This is a genomic window from Nonomuraea fastidiosa, assembly GCF_042751225.1.
Taxonomy (GTDB): Bacteria; Actinomycetota; Actinomycetes; order Streptosporangiales; family Streptosporangiaceae; genus Nonomuraea; species Nonomuraea fastidiosa.
This window is the reverse complement of the sequence record NZ_CP170570.1, coordinates 8,108,041-8,125,632: the sequence shown is the minus strand read 5'-3', so window position 1 is coordinate 8,125,632 and position 17,592 is coordinate 8,108,041. Positions and strand designations below refer to the sequence as shown.

Sequence of the window (17,592 nt, the reverse complement as noted above, 5' to 3'; positions counted from 1 at the left end):
AAGGCGATCAGATCTACCCGCTGCGCCTCGCGTCCGCAATCAGCGGCCCGTTCCGCCCGGCGTGGGCGATCAGCGACCGTCCCGCCTAAGTACGCGATCAGCGCGGGGCGCCCGAGTGCAGGATCTCGTGCGTCCACCGGTCGCGGGGCTGCGCGTGCAGGGTCCAATAGTGCTCGGCGATGTCGTCGGGGTCGAAGGCGGTGCCGGGGGCGACCGGGCCGTCCACGGTGACGCTCGCCGGGTGCACGCCGGAGGCGCCGTACGCCTGGTCGATCAGCGTGACCAGGGTACGGACGCCCGCCTTGCCCAGCGACAGGCTCACGTACTGCGGCTTGGGCTCGGGCATGCCGCCGGTGATGATGATCGTGCCGTGCCCGCGCGCCGCCATGGCGGCCGATCAGCAGCCGTGCGGCGGCGATCACCGCCAGAGCGAGGCGAACGTTCACCACGCGACCCCTTCACGCGACCGCAGCGGAAACGGCCTCGGCCGGCCGCCGGTGCCCGGGGTAGTGCCAGGCGAACCCGAACCGGCGGCGGGTGTAGCCGAACGCGATCCCGGCCGCCGGGTCGGCGAACGCCTCCGACCCCGCCCGCCTGGCCGCCCTCGGCCTGGAACCGTGACCCGGCAGGCCGAGGGCGGCGGAACGGTCAGGCGAACCGCAGGACGAAACGCCCGCGGACGCCGTGCTTTTCGAGCGAGCGGTGCGCGTCGGCGGCCTCGGCGGCGGGCGGCTGCCCGGCCACGCGCAGGGTGAGCCGCCCGTCGCCGGCCAGCTCGGCGAGCCGGTCCAGCTTCTCCGCCTCTTCGGCGTAGCCGCGGACGAAGATGGGAGCGACCCGCACCCGGTCGGTCCCGTCGCCCTGCCAGCCGCGTACGGTGACCAGCGTCCCGCCGTCCTTGACGGCCGGGAGCGCGGCGGCGTCCAGCACGGCGGCGTCCAGCAGCCCGTCCACGCCGTGAGGGTAGAGGCGGCGGACCTCCGCCACGAACCCGTCACCGCGCGGCAGCACCACGTCGGCGCCGCACGAACGTACGAACTCCTCGTCCTGCGGGGCGGCGTCGGCCACGACGACCAGCCCGGCCAGCTTGGCGAGCTGCACGAAGTACCCGCCGAGCGTCCCCGCGGCGCCCGTGACGGCCACCGTCGCACCGGCCGGGAGCGCCAGCGTGTCCAGCGCGAGCTGCGCGGTGAGGCCGTTCATCGGAACGGTGGCGGCCTCGGCGTCCGGCAGCCCGGCAGGGATCTTCGCCACCGACCGCGCCGGCACGACCAGGTCGGAACGGTAGCCGCCGTGCTCGCCCGACGGCACCACGATGGCCATGACGGCGTCCCCGATCTGGAACGGGCGGTCGACGTCCGGGCCGATCTCGCTGATGGTGCCGGCGACGTCCATGCCCGGCACCCGTACGCCGTCCGCCTCGCCCTGCCGCGGACGTGACCTGACCAGGGTGTCGGTCGGGTTCACCGCGGCGCTGGTGACCCGGATCCGCACCTGGCCGGGGCCGAGCGGCTCCGGCTCCAGGTCGAGCTCGACGAGCGCGTCCGGCCCGCCCGGTTCTGTCACTCCGATTGCGTGAACCACGATGCTCCTTAGTGATTGCTGTCGCCCCGTCGAGGTGCCTGCAGACCTTCGAGTATCAGGCCGCACACCTCGTCGAGCTGGGTCTCGATGCCCGGGTCCGGCCACTCGGCGGCATGGGCGAGGTGGTGGAACTTGGCCGTGGCGTGGAAGACCGCGCGGGCGGCGGCCTCCGCGTCACCGGTGCGGAAGCTCCCGTCATCGACGCCGTCGGCGACGATGGCCGTCAGCTGCCCCAACAGGTCGGCGACATGCCCGGTGGCGACGGCGCTGTGCGCGGCGGCGAGATGACCGTACGCGGCGAACAGCTCGGGATCCTCACGGATCTTGGCCTGCTTCAGCGACAGGACCGCATGCAGCCACCTGCGCAGCCGCTGAGGCGGCCGGAGCGTACGGTCGGCCGCGATGACGGCGAGCGTGTCGCGGTTGCGGTCGAGCCAGCGCCGGGTCACCGCCTCGCGCAGCGCCTGCTTCGACGGGAAGTGCTTGTAGACGGCGGCATGGCTGACCCCGAGCGCACGGGCGACGTCCACGACCGTCGCCTTGTCCGGCCCGTGGCGGCGCAGGATCTCCTCGGTGGCCGCCAGGATCGCGTCCGCGTCCAGCGGAGTGCGGGCGGCCATCAGTGCTTCAGCTCCACGCCGCCAGGCTAGCCGCCGAAGTTACAGATATCAAATCTTGTAACTTGATGCCCACTACAGTGCTTCCGCCCTCCGTCTTGAGTACGAGCGCACGGCTCCGACCTGAGGCCCATGACGGCCCGAGCGGCGGAACTCAGCGTGAGAGCATGCTTCCGCGCCCGCCTGAGGCTGACCGGCAGCCCTTGCCCGATCTGCTGCATCGCGCGCTCTTCAAGACGGTGTCGCTGCTCCCGCCCGGGGCGCAGGCGGTGCTGTTACGGCGCTACTTCGACTGGTGGCACCGCTCGCCCGATCCCTGGCATCTCCTGACCGACGACTACGAGCAGCACAAGTACGCCACGACGTTACGCCTGGTCCCTCATCGCCCTTATCGCCGCATCCTCGACGTGGGCTGCAGCGAAGGCGTCTTCACACACACGCTGGCCACGCGGTACCCCGACGCGGAGGTCACCGGAGTGGACGTCTCCGAGCGTGCACTCAACCGCGCCCGCGCCCGCCCCGCCCGCAAACGGCCGACGTTCATCCGCGCCGACCTGATCTCCTACCGCCCCGCCGACTCCTTCGACCTCGTCTTCTGCGCCGAGACGCTCTACTACCTAGGCCGCGGCGACCGCCTGCGGCTCGCCTCCGCCCGGCTCATCGAACTCGTCCGCCCCGGTGGCCTGCTCACCCTCGTCCACCCCTGGCCGGAGGCCGAACGCCTGTACGTCCACCTCGGCGGCCTGACACGCATCCTGCACCACGTCGAGGAAGAGGCGCACCGCCCCTTCTCCGTCACCGTCCTCGAGGCATGAGCATGATGGCGCCCGGCGAGCGGGCCGGCGTGGATGCGCCGGAGCTCGCCGGACGACGATCGCCATAACGTGCGGCGTGCGCCGTGCAGCGCGGCCGCTGTGACGTGCGGCGTGCGCCGTGCAGTGCGGCCGCTGTGACATGCGGCGTGCGCCGTACAACGCGGCCGCTATGACGTGCGGCGTTTGCCGTACAGGGCGGCCGCGCCGGCCACGCCCGCCGCCGCCAGCACGACCTGGATGATCAGCTCGATCCAGTCGATGCCTCGGGTGTCGGCGACGCCCAGCGCGGCGGCGATGGCCGTGCCGATGAGGGCGGCGACGATGCCGATCACGATGGTGAGCCAGAACGGGATGTTCTGACGTCCGGGAACGACCAGGCGCCCGAGAACGCCGATGATCACCCCGATGATGAGCGCGGAGATGATACCGGTGACTTCCATGCTGCGCCGCCTTTCTGGTGATCGCTTGACGGAGGTACGGCAGGTCGCAGAGACACGTCGGCAATCCGTTGCTTCCCGAATGCACAAACGCGCAAACGACAAGGTCCTGTAACGACGGGGTGAGCCGCCGCTGATCCGGGAGGGGTCCCGGCGGGCCGCGTTTACGATGCCGGTGTGACCGCCGATCACGCATTCCACCGCGAGTACCGGTATCCGTCAGGCGGTTGGCTGTGGACCGCCCTTGCCGCCCCCGCGGCCGCAGGTGTCCTGCTGGTCGTGCGCCTGGCTCTGGACGAAGACGTGCCGGCCTTCGTCCCCGTCGCCGTCGGGGCGCTGTTCGCCGCCCTCATCCTCTTCGCGGTGCGCGCGGGCACCGGGAGCGCGACGATCGTCGACGGAGACCGGATCACGATCAGAAACGCGTTCAGCAGCCACGCCACGCCCTGGCCGGACGTCCAGGGCATCGAGATCGAGATCAACCCCGGTGCGGGGCGCGGGGCGCCGGACCTGATCGTCGTCCTCTACGACGCGGAGGGCCGCCGCCGTATCCTGCCGCAGCTCAACGAGAAGAACCTCCCCGACCTGGAGGGCGAGGTGGAGGCTCTGCGCGAGGTGTGGATGCTGCGCAGGGGCGAGGACTGGGCGCCGGTCGGCAAGGCGGCAGACAAGATCGCCCGCGCCCGCAGATACCCGCGACCGCTGGTGCACGTCGCGGTCATGGCCATGTTTCTCGGACTCGCGGCCGGGGTCGTGATCTCCCTCGTCATGCTGGCCACGGGCATGTACGACGTCATCAACGAAAACCCCGTCACCGAGGCCCTGTTCCGCCCCATGACGCTGATCTTGGTGATGCCCTTCCTGGCGTACATCGGCACCTTCGTGATCGGGGCGATCATCCGCCGCCGTCGCTGAACCTCGCATCTGGAAACGCGCACTCCACCACAGTCGGGGAGGCATCGAGCTGCGCCGGTCAGCGTCGCAGGGATGTCACGCGGGCGGGCCCGCCTTGACCCGCCGCACCAGTTGCTCCAGCGAACCCCGGTAACCGTGGAGATGCTCAAACCACCACGTGGCGCCCGCATCCGCGTAAGCCTGGACCGGCGAGCCGGGGTCGCTCACCCCGATGACCGCCACGTCGAAGCCGCCGTCGGCGGCCCGATGCCGCCGCACCTCACCGACCTGAGCGGCCAGGGCCTCGGGGGAGAGCGTCATGCGGCCGTCCTGGTCGTCGCCCGCGACGATCCACCCGTCCCAGCGGGCGGCGCGCCGCAGCGCGCCCGCAGCCGTGCCGCCGACCCACACCGGAACCCGGGGCCGCTGCACCGGCAGCGGCGCGAGCCGCACCCCGTCGACGGTGTAGTGAGCGCCCCGGTGGCGCACCTCCTCGCCGGACCAGAGCGCGGCCAGCACCTCTAACGCCTCGTCGAGCACGGCCCCGCCGGGACGCGCCGCGCCGAAGGCGGTGAACTCCCGCTCCACGCCGCCGAGCCCGGCGCCCAGGATCGCGCGGCCGCCGCTCAGCCTGTCGAACGTCGCCACCGTCTGCGCCAGCCGCTCCGGGCGGTGCCCGGCCACGGGCGTCACCGCCGTGCCCAGCCTGATGCGGGACGTCGCCTGCGCCGCCGCACCCAGCGCCACCCACGGGTCGGCCGACGGCACGCCCCAGGCGAAGCCGAGATGGTCCCACACCAGCACGGCCTCCCACCCGGCCGCTTCGGCCTCCCGGGCGAGGGTCACCAGGTGCGCGGGCTCGGCGAGGTCACCGAGGATCGCGACGTCGATGCCGTACCGCATGCCCCCACTCAAGCACCCGGCACCGACAGTTCGACGGAACGCGGGCACTGGCGGCTTACAGCATCACGGCCAGGGTGACCGCCGTGGCGGACGCTCCCGCGACGGCGCCCGTGACCGCCTGGGCGGGCGTGTGGTCGCGCAGCACCGTACGCGCCCACCCGATCAACCCCACCAGCACGGCCCCGGCGGCGAGCACCACGGCGGGCCACGGAAGCACCCAGGCGAGCATCACCACCGACCCCGCCGCCACCGCGGTGTGGAAGGAGATCTTCCAGGCCAGCGTGACCGGCCCGACCACGGCCAGCGTGGCGAGCATGATGACCACGCACGCCACCATCACCATGGGAGCCCCGAGCACGACCAGCAGGGCCAGCGCCACGACGACGAGGGCGACGATGACCGCGATCAGCTTCGGCCGCTGGGACCGCTCACCGATGTGCCAGTCCCCGAACCACCCCTTGCGGACCCCGCCGAAGATGACGATCGCGGGCACGCCACCGCACAACCCGGAGGCGAGCGCGCCCCAGCCGACCCCGGGCCACCCCGACGTGACCGCGCCCACCACCAGCGGCAGGCCCATCACGAACCACATCGGGGCGAACACATCGGTCAGGCGCCGAGCGAGGCGGACCTGCGGCCGCTGCCGAGCTGCTTGAACGCCTTCGCGACCTGTCGCAACCACTGTGTCTCTCTTTCCATGTCACCGGCGAAATCAGGGCCGGGGATGCGACCGGACGGCACCCCCGGCTCGTGTCCTGCGCGAGCCGCGCCCAGGGCGTCGGCGACCCACCGCGCCACCCGGGCGGGGTCGTCGCTCGACGGCGGCTCGGCCACCGTCGTGAGGTTGAGCATGCCGTCGCGGATCTCCAGCACCCGCCGCACCACCCGGGCGCGCAGGTCCACCTTCAACGGCAGCGAAAGGTCGGGGTACTGCGCCGTCAGCGCGTCCCACAGCGGACGCAGCTCGCGCAGCGCGGCCAGGTGGCGCAGCCTGGCCACGCCCAGCCGGCAGGCCGGAATCGACGTGCCGGCCGTGATGCCGACGACGCACGCCAGCAGCGTCACCCGCCCCAGGACGGGGATCTCCCGCAAGGTGGTGTCCGGGTCGAGGAGGGTGGCGAGGTTGACGGTCATGACGTGCGCCCGGTTGATCACCCCGGCGGCCATGCCGATCGTGGACAGCACCAGGCCGAGCCGCAACAGCGGCGGCGCCACCCGCGCGTACCCGGCGAACATCCAGCCCGCCGACGCCAGGCACGTCATCAGCCAGGCGTCGAACATCGCCAGATAGACGCGGCCCTCGACGGCCGTCGCGCCGGGGGAGTGCGCGCCGTCCACCCAGTAGATGCGGCCACCGCGTACGGCGAACATGGTGACCAGGACGCCCATCGTGAGCAGGGCGGCCGGCCAGATCCAGCGGGCCCGCGACGGCCGCCCCCGCCGGGTGATCGCCTCGACGTACGCGAGCAGGCTCGTCGCCGACGCCAGGCCGGTGAGATGCCGCAGCAGCGTCGCCAGCTCCGTGCCGGTGGCGGCGTCCATCCACGTCACCACCGCGGGCGCGGTGAACACCCGCGACAGAGCCAGCCCGGTGAAGGCGGCCCACAGCATCCGCTGCTCGTGCGAGCGCATCGCCGGACGGATGCGGGAGATCGACGCGCCCCACAGCAGGATCATGGCTAACCACTCGGCCAGGCCCACGCATGCCTCCTACGTCTCATATCCGAAGGTCCTGGACAGGCGGCGCAGGCCCTCATCGCCCCTCTCGGGCGGGGTGTACGCGCGCGTCAGAATGAGGGTGGCGAGCTCTTCGGCGTCGCGCTCCCACTGGGTCTCGTACCGGCCGCGCCCGTTCCAGCCGACGACGGGGCCGATCATGCGGCGCATGAACTCCTCGACGTCGCCCCCGATGCGGCCGTGCGTCAGCAGCATGTGGCTGATCTCGTGCAGCACGATGTTGACCCGCAGCAGCCCGGACGCGCCCGGCGCGACGAAGATGTGGTCGGCCCTGCGCGTGCCGAACCACAGCCCGGTCACCGCGCCCGCGGCCTCCGCGGGCAGGTCGTGCATGTGGAGCGGACGCCGCCGCTCGGCGCGGATGCGCTCAAGGAACGCATCCAGCGTGAACGGGTGCGGGATGGGCGCCGCCTCCAGGGCAGCCAGCAGCGTGGGAGACGGCATTCGTAACCTTTCCGCCGAGGCCCGGACAGACTATCGACCATCCGCTCAAGCCATGGTCACTGCGAGCGCGTCGGTTGATCATCGTCGGGGGTCCGTGCCGGATCGTCCAGACCTTCGGCGCGGCGCATCGCCTCGATCATCGTGAGCAGCGCGCTGCGCGAGATCTCCGACAAACCGGCCGTACGCTCGGCGATGTACTCCACGCCGAGCTGCTCGGCCCCCTGCCGGATCTGCGCCTCCAGCCGCTGATCTTCGGCGCTGAGCGGCGGCGGTTCGTCGTCGCCGTTGAGCCAGCCGTACGAGACGCCGAGGAGCTGTGCCAGGGCGGCCAGCCGGTCCCGGCCGACGTTCGTCTGCTTGCCCTTCGCGATGCGGCTGATGTAGGCGTGCGACATCTCAACGCCCTGCTCGCGCAGCCGCTTCGACGCCTCTCGGGCGGAATAACCCTTGGCAGCCAGGGCTTGGGTCAACCGCTCGGCCAGGGTAGCCATTCAGTCCCGCTCCTTCATGCCGGTTCGCCCCGGTTTGGGGGTTATCTGCACTCCGGCAGTGGAACCACAGAGTACACAATTTGTCCAGGTGTGACCCGGTAGTTGACAATGCTCCCCTGTCGGGGAAGGATCAAGCGCCCAGGTGTGAACTGCCGGTACACACGCAGGATCCTCATTCCCGACGTCCGACCTCATCGGAGAGCCCCCCGTGACCTTGCCGGACACAGACGGCCGACATCTCGTCCTGCGGCTCTCCCCGAACCTGTCCGCCCCTTTCGCATCAGCGGACGATCACGCGGCCGCGCGCCGTCAGGCGGCTTGCCCCCGCCCGGGACAGGGCCAGTGCGGTGGCCCGATCTCCCTCGCCGAAGGGCGGGGGCAAGTCTTTCCCATGATTGTCGCTACAGCCTGTCCACGGCCGGTGAGCCGGGTGGCCGTTGCGGGCCGGCGCGGGCCGCACTGGTAAGGTGCCGGGCATGTCAGGCGCTTCATGCTCGGCCGCGTGCGCGGCGGTGACCAGGACGCTCCGCTAGCGGCGGGACGTTCGCGGCACACCACCCTCCTTGCGCGAGAACGTCCGGTCGCTTCGTGATCAGTCCGGAGCGGCACCTTCGTGCTGCTCAGACGCCCCCATGAGCACCGGAGCGCTTGATGCTTTCCTCCCACGGGCAACGCCCGATCTCTCCCATGCGCGCATGGCTGGTGCTGTGCGCGATGTCGATGCTGCAGTTCCTTCTCGCGGTCGACGTGACCGTGGTCAACATCGCCCTGCCCTCGATCGGCAGGGACCTCAGTGCCGCAGGGCACTCCCTGACCTGGGTCGTGGTCGGCTACACCATCGCCGGTGGCGGGCTGCTGATGCTCGGCGGCCGGCTGGCCGACCTGCTGGGCCGCCGCCGCATGCTGCTGGCCGGCGCCTCCCTCTTCGGCGCGGCGTCGCTGCTGGCCGGGCTGGCGCCCACGTTCGAAGTCCTCGTTCTGGCGCGTCTCCTGCAGGGCGCCGGTGAGGCCACCGCGCTGCCGGCCGCGATGGCCACCGTCGTGGTGCTGTTCCCCGAAGGGCCGCGCAGGTCACGGGCGCTGGGCGTGTGGACCGCGGTCGCCAGTTGCGGGCTCGTCCTCGGGTTCGTCCTGTCCGGCGTCATCACCGCGCGGCTGGGCTGGCGGTGGACGTTCCTGCTCCCCGTGCCCGTCATCCTGGGCGTCATCGCGGCCGCCCTGCTCCTCATCGAAGCCGACCGGTCCGTGGCACGCTCATCCGGCCCGCTGGATGTGCCGGGGACGCTGCTGATCACCGCGTGCCCGCTGCTGTTCGCGTACGGGGTGGTCAGAGCCGGCGAACCCGGCATGAACCCCTGGCTGAGCGCGGCGGTGCTGGCCGGGGCGGCACTGGCGGGCGGCGCGTTCCTGCGCGTCGAAGCCCGCTCCGCGCATCCGCTGGTGCCGCGGGGCTTCTTCGCCCACCGCGCCCGCATCACCGCCAACGTCACCACCATGCTGCTCAGCGGGGCGCTGTCCACGTCGTTCCTGCTGTTCACGTTCTACCTGCAGGACGTCCTCTGGATCGGCCCGCTGGCGGCCGGGCTCACGATGCTGCCCATGGGAGTCGCCACGATCGCCGCCTCCCTGCTCGTTCCGCGCATGCTCGGCCGCTGGGGAGTGCGGGCGTGCGTGCTGGCGGGACTCGGGCTCACCACGGGCGCGATGGCCACGATCGCGCTCGTCGCCGTACTCGAAGCCGGAGCGGCGTGGCTGATCCCGGCGATGGTGCTGGTCGCCGCCGGGATGTGCTTCGGGCTGATCGGCCTGCAGTACCTCGCGGTCAGCGGCACCACCGGCGAGGACGCCGGGATCGCCTCGGGGGTGCAGCGGGCGGTCGACCAGCTCGGCGGCGCCTGCGGCGTCACCGTCTATGTGGGGATCGGATTCGCGCCCGGCCTGCACACGGCGAATCCCTTCGTTTTCGCCACCGTGCTCGCGGCCGCAGGGCTCCTCATCGGCGCCCTCGTTGTGCACCGGCGGCTGGTACGACGCTGCTGAACACCGGTGCGGCGGCGGGACAACGTCCACGCCGCCGCACCGCCAGGTGGGTCAGACGCCGTCGATGAGGCGGATGGCGATGTCAGGGCTGAACTGCCCGGCCGGGGTGGTCGGCGCGATGCCGCACTCGCCGTCGGAGTCGCCGGGGACCTTCACCCACAGCAGCATCTCCGTGCCGCCGGGGCCGCCGACCTGGGCGGGCGTGCCGAGCCGGCGACCGGCGGGGTTGCACCACTCGCCGTTGGAGCCATTGCCGTTGCGGCTGGTGTCGATCACCCACTTCGCGGTGCCGCCCAGCGCGGCGTTCACGGCGGACGCGTACGCGGCCGACTCGGAGGTCGTGTAGTAGTTGGAGACGTTCACCGCGAAACCGCGCACGTTGCTCACACCCACCTCGAGCAGCCTCTCGGCCATCTGCCCCGGCCGGTCCCCGAACCAGCCGGCGTTCGCCGCGTCGAGGTAGGCCCACGTGTTGGGCGCCTTGTCGCGGAACTGCTCGGTGGCGTACCTCAGCATGCCGACGCGGTCCCGCTTCTGGTTGTCGTCCATGCACTCGAAGTCGCCCAGCGAGTCGGGCTCGATGATGACGACGGCGGGACGGTCACCGATCGCGGACGCGAAGGCGGAGATCCACGCCTTGTACGCGTCCACGCTGCCGGCGCCACCGCCCGAGTGGCCGCCGCAGGCGTCCCGGCCGGGGATGTTGTACGCCACCAGCACGGGCAGCTTGCCGGCCGCGGCGGCGCCGGAGACGTAGGAGGACACGGCGGCGCTGATGTCGGGGTTCCAGTTGCCGAACCAGCGGGCCATCGGCTTGGAGGCGATGGCCGCCTCGATGCGGCCGGCCCTGTAGTCGCCGCCGTTGTCGCCCACCCAGCGGGCCGGGTTGGACTCGGGATCCACGTAGAAGCCGTCGGTCAGCTCGATCGGGCTCGAGGAGGACCCGCCGGCCTCGGTCAGCGACACGTTGTCGAGGTAGAACGTGTGAGCGGCGCCGCCGCCGAGCTGGAAGGTGACCTGACCGGCCGAGGTGGTCAGCGTCGAGGTGAAGGGGAAGCTGAAGCGCTTGCTGGTGGGGGAGAGGGAGATCGGCTGCGTCAGCGTGTTGGTGTAGGGGGCGTCGCCGAGCTGCACGGTGGTGACCGCGGAGACGTTCGTGCTGGCGAAGGCGTCGAACGAGAGCGTGTACGTCTTGCCCTGCGCCAGCGGGATGTCATTCTGGGCCACCATCGCGTCCCACGGGTTGGCGGTGCCGCCGGACACGCCGACCCGCAGCCGCCCGGCGTCGGTGGTCATCGTGGTGTTGGCCGAGTTCCACCAAGGGGCGGTGCCGTTGGTGAACGTGCCGTTGACGACCAGCTCGGTGGCGGCGGCCGGCGCGGGAGCGGCCGAGGCCGCGGCCGCGGGTAACGATGTCAGGGCCGTGGCAAGCGCGATCGCGAGGGTGAACAGTCGCACGTAGTGCTTCCCTTCTGGGGTGTTCTTGGATCTCGCGTTGTGAATATCACAAAGATCATGAAAAGTCGTGACATCTTGGGAAAAGTCACCGGAGTCGAACGCGACCAGGGCGAATGCGGATCCGGTCCGCGAGGCCCTACGACATAAGGACCAAAAGTGCATCAGCACATGGTGTTGGTGCTGTTTGTCCGGCATGGGCCAGACCTCGGAGCGGTATGACTCCACTTCGATACGGGCAGCGGGGGAGGGACCGGTGGCAAGGGCCTTTCTGGTCGTGGCGGTGATGCTCGGGATGGTCGCCGGGCCGACGGCAGGCTGCGGCTCAGATCGCTCAGATGTGAGGGAATCGGGAGCCGGCGCTCCGGGGCAGGCAGGGCCGGGTACGCGAGCACGGCCGGTCATCACCCCCGGGGGCAAACTCGTCTCGGAAGACAACAGCGGTGACCTTCCTGATGCCACGGCCCAGGTCTGCCGGGAATGTCAGCGAGGACTGGGAAAGTCCGACGCCAGCTTGGCCCCACGGATGGAAAGGGTGGCCAAATCCAGGAGCGGCAGCAACAGCACAAAGAGCGACAGCGCAAAGGCGGTAGCGCTGAACTGCGCGGCGGCGGCCCGCGCGAACGAGAGTGCGAAACAGGGAGCCCAGGGCTTCTCCAGCCGGTCGCAGAAGAATGCCGAGCTCGCGCTCGAGAACGCCGATAAGGCGAAAGCGGTCGAAGGCGCCATTCCCGCCAGCATACGGACGCTGGTGGCAGGGCTCGGTGCTCGCGCGGAATTGGTCGCCGCCGCCACCTTGGGACAGCAGGACCGAGTTCGTGCCGCTCTGAAGCGCCTGGAGGCGCTCGGATACGAGGCGGGCGATTATCTGCGGGACGCCTGCGCGGTGGCCGCCGACCCCGCCGCCATTCCCGAGTGCGAGAGCGCGACACCCTCGGGCGGCGAGACCGAAGCGCCGTCCGAGGGGCCGGAGACCACGGTGACCTCCGAGTCCGAGACTCCTCCGACCGAGCAGGGCGGCGAGACCGATGACGGAGACACGCAGCAGCCCGACGAGAAAGGGCCGACCGATGAAGTGGCCCCCGCGCCGCCCGTGGACGGCGACGATCCGGCCCCGGCCGAGACGTAGCGGCACCCGCCCATGAGCACTTCCGGGGGCGGCGATGGCGCGGACTTCACCCGTATCTGGGGGATCCTCACGCACATCGTGACGCCGACCACGCTGGTGGCGGCGATCATGATGTACTTCGGAGCGGTACGCGCCAACACCATGTACGGGCTTCTCGGCATCGACCAGAGCATGCTGGGCCTGTCCTTCCAGGACTACGTGCTGCGCAGCGTCGCGCTGGCCATCGAACCCCTGATCCTGGTTCTTCTGGTGGCCCTGATCGCTCCTCCGCTGCACGGCTGGGTGACGCGCTCCGCCGAGCGGCATCGCACCGCCGCGATGCGGGGCATCGCGGTCGCGACCGCGCTCGGGCTCGCAGGCGTCGTGACGGGACTCCTGGGCCTGGCCGGATGGGCTGCGCTCCGGCCCTTCGTCCTGCCGCTCTGCCTGGGCGCCGGCATCGTCATCCTGGTCTACAGCGCCGGCCTGTACGGCAGGCTCACCATGGGCCGGGCGACCACCGCCACCCGTCCGGTCGTACGGCGCGCGGTCTGCGGGGCGCTTCTGCTGCTCCTGCTGTTGTGGTCGGTCACCGAGTACGCGCAGCAACGAGGCAGGGAGGCGGCCGACCGGTACTGGGCCGATCCTGGGATGTTGCCGAGCACGGTCGTCTACGCGGCACGGCGGCTTTTCCTGGAAGGCCCCGGAATCACCGAGACCGTCCTTCCCGACCCGAACGCGATGTACCGCTACCGCTACACCGGCCTGCGCCTGCTGATCCATTCCAACCAGCGCTACTTCCTGCTGCCCGCCTGCTTCGCGACGAGCCCGTGGGCCCGGGCGATCGCACTTCCCGCCGACGCGTCGCTGCGGCTGGAGTTCCACGTACTCAAGATCCCGCCGGAGTGCCCACCCGGCCAGTGAGCACACCAGGCGTACGGCAGTCCTGCCGCCCGAACACCCTCTGCGACGTGAGTCGGGAACGCCCGGTGTGGCGCTCAGAGGGGACCAACGGCCATCATGCGGATCATGACCTTGTCGCTTGGCGCGTTACACGACGACCTGCCCGCAGTGCCCTCTTTCAAGCAGTACTACGACGACGACCTGCCCGCTTTGAACGAGTACTACGACCAGTTCACCGAGCCGACCTTCGCCGAGCAGGTGATGACATGGCTGCCCGCCCTCGCCGCCGGGGCGGCGGTTGGCTTCGCGGCCGGCGTCGTGACCACTCTGATCATCATCAAGGCGAGGCGGAGGCGGGCTCTCCTGAACACGGGGACGCACTCCGCCGGGCCTGCGCAGCCCGGGTGGCCGAACGGGCATCATTCACACTGAGCGCATTTGCCGGAAACTTTCCGTCTCTCATCAGCGACATCAACCGACTTAACAAGCTATTTCCTATAACACGATAAAAGATCCTCGCCGATGAAGCGGTCAGAAGACGGCCTGCGCATAGCGCCAGTTCAGTAAGCCGAGTCGCAGCCGGAACGATGCTCTCGAACTGACATGCGGCATTACAGGCCGGTCGCCGATGAATATTGGCGAATGGTCGACAAATATCACTTGTAGCACCGCGGAGTAGGTGAGTCCGGACGTAGCATGCTCACCACGGAATGGCGCTGCGGGAGAGTCGATCATGCGGTTGAAAGGCCGGCGAGGTGCGGTGACCCTGGTGCACGCGCTGTCCAAGCGCGATACCCCCCATGGGCCCGACAGACCGGTCCTGCTGCTGACCGGCCCTCGAGGAAGCGGCAAGACGGCCCTGCTCAACGGGATCGGGGAATATCTCGACGGCCGCCTGCCGTACGCGAAGGTCGATTTCGAGGAGCTGGCCAGGGACACCGTCTGCGACGTCCTCAACATGATCAGCATCGACTTCAACCGGCACGGCGCACCGTACGGCCGCATGGCGTTCCCCAGGCTGGTGCTCGGGCAGATCGCCATGGCCGAGCCCCGGCTGAACGAGGTGCGCGCCCTTGCCCGGCAGGAGCTGCAGGAACGGTTCGAGAAGTATCACCGGGTCGACGAGCTGCGGAAATTCTTCGCCCAGGCGGTGGGGACGCCGGCGTCCGGGGCCACACAAGGGATCGTCACCTCGGACCTGATCGACGCCGTGCTCGGCGTGGTGCTGATCGGGCTCAGGTCCTGGCGGGGGGCCCGCCCGGTGGTGATCGGCCCCGGTACGAGCTGGTACCGCCATCAGGACCGGGGCTTGGACCACGATCCCCTGGACGTGTTCATCAACCTGAACGCGTGGGCCCACGACAGGGACACCGCGGGCAACGGCGCGAAGGCCGATGAGCTCATGCTCTCGGCGTTCCTCGCCGACCTGCGCGCCGCGTTCCGGCGGCGGCGACGGCTGCGCGGGGCCGGTTATCGCTGCGTCATCATGCTGGACAACGCCGACACCAAGGCGGGACGAGCGTTCCTGGACGCCCTGATCTCCGCGGGCGAGCGCCAGGACACCATCATGGTGACCGCCACCACCCGCGGCCCGCTGACCACCGACGTGGCCGGATCGAACCGGCTGCTGCCCACGACGGAGACCGCGGACGTCGATAAGCGTTTAGACGCGCGGGACGACGCCGACGGCCACTGGTTCCCGGTACGTCTCGCCGACCTTACGACCGCGCACGTCCACGAGCTGGTCCGCGACCTGGACCTGCGCAGATGCAACGGCAAGCACGCCGAGATGGCCGTCTACGGCTTCACCCAGGGCCACGCCGGCGCCACAGCCCTGCTTCTCAGCGCCATCGCGCAGCACCAGGCCGACCCCATCGACCTCCGGCGGATCCTGGAGATGAGCCCGCAGACGGCGAGCGGGCCCCAGACGTATGGGGAACGGCTCCGCGGCATGCTCCTGGGCGACCTCCCCGACGCCGAAGCGGACCTCCTGGCCACCTGCGCCGCGGCGCGCGACATGGCAGAAGCGGTGCAGATGGCAGGGCAAGCCCCCTTGCCGGACGTTCGCGTCAAGCGCATCACCGACGCCGAGCTGTGGATGCCCGGAACGTCCACGGGCAGCCCGGTCATGCACCCGGTCGTACGGCGACTGCTGCTCCAGCGCCTCGCCGAGCGCGACCCCGGCGCGGAGAACGGCTGGACGACCGTGTACGGCTGGTTGCGCGGCAACGCCGAGAGCCACGGCGACACCACCGGCGAGCTGCACCACGCCCTCGCACTCGGCGAGGTCGAGTACGTCACCGAGGAGATGACCAGGCGGTTCCATCACCCCGACGTCCCGACGAAGACCTGGCTGGACGAGCTGAAGGCGGTGGTGGCGGCGCCCTGCCGTGCGCGTATCGAAGGACCTCCGCTCGACCACGTCAACGGCATGAAACGGTGGGCCGGGTACGAGCCGACGATCACCCACAGCGTGGCGACGCTGGTGGCGGGCCTGTGGGTGGCCAGCGAACCGCTGATCGACAGCCGGCGCGCGGCTCTGTACCAGCAGATAGAGAACGCCTTCTCCGAGCTGTCCGGCAAGTGCAGTAACGACTCGGAACCGCTGACCGCCGAGGCGGCGCGGTACGGAGCCCTGGCCACGAGGTGGGGTCGATGACGCAGACGCTGTTGCCGCTGGAGGAGAACCCGTGGCCCAGGCCGCCCCGCCGCAGGTGGAGCTGGATCGTCGCAGGGGTGTGCGCGGTGGTGCTGCTGGCCTATGGCGGGTTCCAGGTGGTCGATCACCTCTCGCGCTGCGCGCCGGGCGTGGCACGCGTCACGGTGGCCGCAGCCGGACGCGAGGAATGCGTGGGGATCAGCGACTCCTATGCGTTCGAGCCCCGGTTCCAGCATGTCGTGAACGCCCTGATCACAGAGAACGAGTTCGCCACGGCGGGCGGGGAGGGCACGTACGTCACGGTGGCGTTCGCCGCCGGCCTGACCAACCCGGACGGGCGGGTGGTCGCCGAGCTGGAGGGAGCCGTCGCCGGGCTGCGCCGGGCCAACCGCGAGAACCTCGTCGGCAGCAAACCCCTGATCAAAATGGTGCTGGCCAACATGGACAGCGAGCAGACCCACTGGCAGGAGGTCACCGACGACCTGCTCGAGATGGTGGACGGCCCCGACCGGCTGAGGGCCGTCGTGGGGCTCGGCCTGAGCAGCGACGAGGCGGTCAACGGCATGCGACGGCTGAGCGAGGCCGAGCTGCCCATGATCGCCGACGTCATGACCGCCGACGACATCACCAAGAAGCAGGCCAACGGCTTCGCGCGGGTCAACCCGACGGTCGGCGAGGAACTGGCGGCGGTGGCACAGTACGTGCGCACCACCGAGGAGCGCACCGCCGAGCAACGCAGCGCCATGATGGTGACCTACAGCGAGGAGAACGACCGCTACGCGGCAGCGCTGTCCAACGCCTTCAAGACTCGTTTCGGTGAACACTGGAAGCGCAGCGGACGGGTCAGCAACCCCTTCAGCCGGGACCCCGGCATCAACTTCGACCTCATCGTCGGCAGCCTGTGTGACGATGACTCGCCCGACCTCATCCTGTACGGCGGGCGCGGCAAAGACCTGCCGGCGTTCATCCAGTACCTCAGCCAGCGCAAATGCCACGACGACGAGGTCACCATCGTGACCGGCTCCGACGCGGCGCGCCTGCTCACCGACAGCCCGGAGAACAAGCCGGCCGTGGACGCCCTGTACTCCCAGGAGAAGCCGATCTCGCTGATCTACTCGCCGCTGGCCGAGCCCGCCGTCCTCCGCGGCGGCGCCGGGCAGCCTGCGGAGCCCCAGCTCGTCAAGCTGGAGCAGACCTTCAGGGACGTCGGCTTCGACCCCCGCCACCTGCGCACCGGCTGGGCGATCATGGCCCACGACGCCGTGCTGGTCGCCGCCCGGGCGATCCGGCTCGCGGCCCTGTCGAACCCCATCCCGCCGCCCCGCAAGGTCCGTGACCACATCTACTTGATGTCTCCCAAGGTCAACGGCGTGCAGGGGGCTTCCGGGCTCATCGAGATCGACCCGGAGACCGGCAACCGCCGCATCGAGCGGCTGCCCGTCCTGCGCCTGCTGCCGCGCGGCGAGCCCGAGATCCTCGGCCTGTACCCCGTACGCTAGGCGCCT

General features: G+C 70.5%; 18 protein-coding genes. 8 read left to right on the top strand and 10 right to left on the bottom strand.

Features of this window, described 5'->3' with window-relative positions; all coding sequences use genetic code 11:
* Window positions 1-97: 97 nt before the first annotated feature.
* The 3 genes from ACFMQL_RS37635 to ACFMQL_RS37625 form a co-directional block, all read right to left on the bottom strand.
* Window positions 98-388, bottom strand: a complete 291-nt coding sequence (locus ACFMQL_RS37635) for a hypothetical protein (RefSeq protein WP_364069264.1) — start codon at window positions 386-388, stop codon at window positions 98-100.
* A 260-nt stretch (window positions 389-648) separates the two neighbouring features.
* On the bottom strand, window positions 649-1,584 hold the full coding sequence (locus ACFMQL_RS37630) for an NADP-dependent oxidoreductase (RefSeq protein ID WP_378789581.1): 936 nt from the start codon (window positions 1,582-1,584) through the stop codon (window positions 649-651).
* An 8-nt stretch (window positions 1,585-1,592) separates the two neighbouring features.
* Window positions 1,593-2,204, bottom strand: a complete 612-nt coding sequence (locus ACFMQL_RS37625) for a TetR family transcriptional regulator (protein ID WP_364069268.1) — start codon at window positions 2,202-2,204, stop codon at window positions 1,593-1,595.
* A 200-nt stretch (window positions 2,205-2,404) separates the two neighbouring features.
* Here ACFMQL_RS37625 and ACFMQL_RS37620 point away from each other — a divergent pair, with 200 nt between their 5' ends.
* The gene (locus tag ACFMQL_RS37620; RefSeq protein ID WP_378789579.1) at window positions 2,405-3,016 is read left to right on the top strand and encodes a class I SAM-dependent methyltransferase; all 612 of its coding nucleotides are present in this window, start codon (window positions 2,405-2,407) and stop codon (window positions 3,014-3,016) included.
* Window positions 3,017-3,183: 167 nt separating this feature from the next.
* On the opposite strand, the gene ACFMQL_RS37615 is transcribed toward ACFMQL_RS37620, so the two are convergent.
* A complete protein-coding gene (locus ACFMQL_RS37615; RefSeq protein ID WP_364069272.1) occupies window positions 3,184-3,456 on the bottom strand; it encodes a GlsB/YeaQ/YmgE family stress response membrane protein in 273 nt (90 codons plus the stop codon).
* A 174-nt stretch (window positions 3,457-3,630) separates the two neighbouring features.
* Here ACFMQL_RS37615 and ACFMQL_RS37610 point away from each other — a divergent pair, with 174 nt between their 5' ends.
* Window positions 3,631-4,368, top strand: coding sequence for a PH domain-containing protein (locus ACFMQL_RS37610; RefSeq protein ID WP_378789577.1), 738 nt, complete (start codon window positions 3,631-3,633; stop codon window positions 4,366-4,368).
* 75 nt (window positions 4,369-4,443) lie between these two features.
* Here ACFMQL_RS37610 and ACFMQL_RS37605 read toward each other — a convergent pair whose 3' ends face one another.
* The 5 genes from ACFMQL_RS37605 to ACFMQL_RS37585 are packed head-to-tail and all read right to left on the bottom strand — an operon-like array spanning window position 4,444 to window position 7,922.
* Complete coding sequence (locus ACFMQL_RS37605) at window positions 4,444-5,250, bottom strand: LLM class flavin-dependent oxidoreductase (protein WP_378789576.1); 807 nt, start codon at window positions 5,248-5,250, stop codon at window positions 4,444-4,446.
* Between the two features lie 55 nt (window positions 5,251-5,305).
* Window positions 5,306-5,842, bottom strand: a complete 537-nt coding sequence (locus ACFMQL_RS37600) for a hypothetical protein (protein ID WP_378789574.1) — start codon at window positions 5,840-5,842, stop codon at window positions 5,306-5,308.
* Between the two features lie 17 nt (window positions 5,843-5,859).
* Entirely contained in the window at window positions 5,860-6,951 is a 1,092-nt protein-coding gene (locus ACFMQL_RS37595; protein WP_378789572.1) for an MAB_1171c family putative transporter, read from the bottom strand.
* Between the two features lie 9 nt (window positions 6,952-6,960).
* Window positions 6,961-7,431, bottom strand: coding sequence for a hypothetical protein (locus ACFMQL_RS37590; RefSeq protein ID WP_364069282.1), 471 nt, complete (start codon window positions 7,429-7,431; stop codon window positions 6,961-6,963).
* Window positions 7,432-7,487: 56 nt separating this feature from the next.
* Complete coding sequence (locus ACFMQL_RS37585; RefSeq protein ID WP_364069284.1) at window positions 7,488-7,922, bottom strand: helix-turn-helix domain-containing protein; 435 nt, start codon at window positions 7,920-7,922, stop codon at window positions 7,488-7,490.
* A 687-nt stretch (window positions 7,923-8,609) separates the two neighbouring features.
* Here ACFMQL_RS37585 and ACFMQL_RS37580 point away from each other — a divergent pair.
* Complete coding sequence (locus ACFMQL_RS37580) at window positions 8,610-9,962, top strand: MFS transporter (RefSeq protein ID WP_364069285.1); 1,353 nt, start codon at window positions 8,610-8,612, stop codon at window positions 9,960-9,962.
* Between the two features lie 51 nt (window positions 9,963-10,013).
* On the opposite strand, the gene ACFMQL_RS37575 is transcribed toward ACFMQL_RS37580, so the two are convergent.
* Complete coding sequence (locus tag ACFMQL_RS37575; RefSeq protein ID WP_378789569.1) at window positions 10,014-11,420, bottom strand: glycoside hydrolase family 6 protein; 1,407 nt, start codon at window positions 11,418-11,420, stop codon at window positions 10,014-10,016.
* A 532-nt stretch (window positions 11,421-11,952) separates the two neighbouring features.
* On the opposite strand from ACFMQL_RS37575, the gene ACFMQL_RS37570 reads away from it, so the two are divergent.
* From ACFMQL_RS37570 to ACFMQL_RS37550, 5 genes are all read left to right on the top strand, one after another.
* Window positions 11,953-12,546 carry a hypothetical protein gene (locus tag ACFMQL_RS37570; protein ID WP_378789567.1) on the top strand — a complete coding sequence of 198 codons (594 nt, stop codon included), beginning with the start codon at window positions 11,953-11,955 and terminating at the stop codon, window positions 12,544-12,546.
* A 12-nt stretch (window positions 12,547-12,558) separates the two neighbouring features.
* On the top strand, window positions 12,559-13,449 hold the full coding sequence (locus ACFMQL_RS37565; RefSeq protein WP_378789566.1) for a hypothetical protein: 891 nt from the start codon (window positions 12,559-12,561) through the stop codon (window positions 13,447-13,449).
* A gap of 96 nt (window positions 13,450-13,545) precedes the next feature.
* A complete protein-coding gene (locus tag ACFMQL_RS37560; protein WP_378789564.1) occupies window positions 13,546-13,860 on the top strand; it encodes a hypothetical protein in 315 nt (104 codons plus the stop codon).
* Window positions 13,861-14,161: 301 nt separating this feature from the next.
* Window positions 14,162-16,087: an AAA family ATPase gene (locus tag ACFMQL_RS37555; RefSeq protein ID WP_378789562.1), complete on the top strand. Its 1,926-nt coding sequence runs from the start codon at window positions 14,162-14,164 to the stop codon at window positions 16,085-16,087.
* Window positions 16,084-17,586 (top strand): ABC transporter substrate-binding protein, encoded by a 1,503-nt coding sequence (locus tag ACFMQL_RS37550; protein ID WP_378789560.1) that lies wholly within the window; start codon window positions 16,084-16,086, stop codon window positions 17,584-17,586. Before ACFMQL_RS37555 ends, ACFMQL_RS37550 begins: the two co-directional genes overlap by 4 nt.
* The last annotated feature ends 6 nt before the right edge of the window (window positions 17,587-17,592 follow it).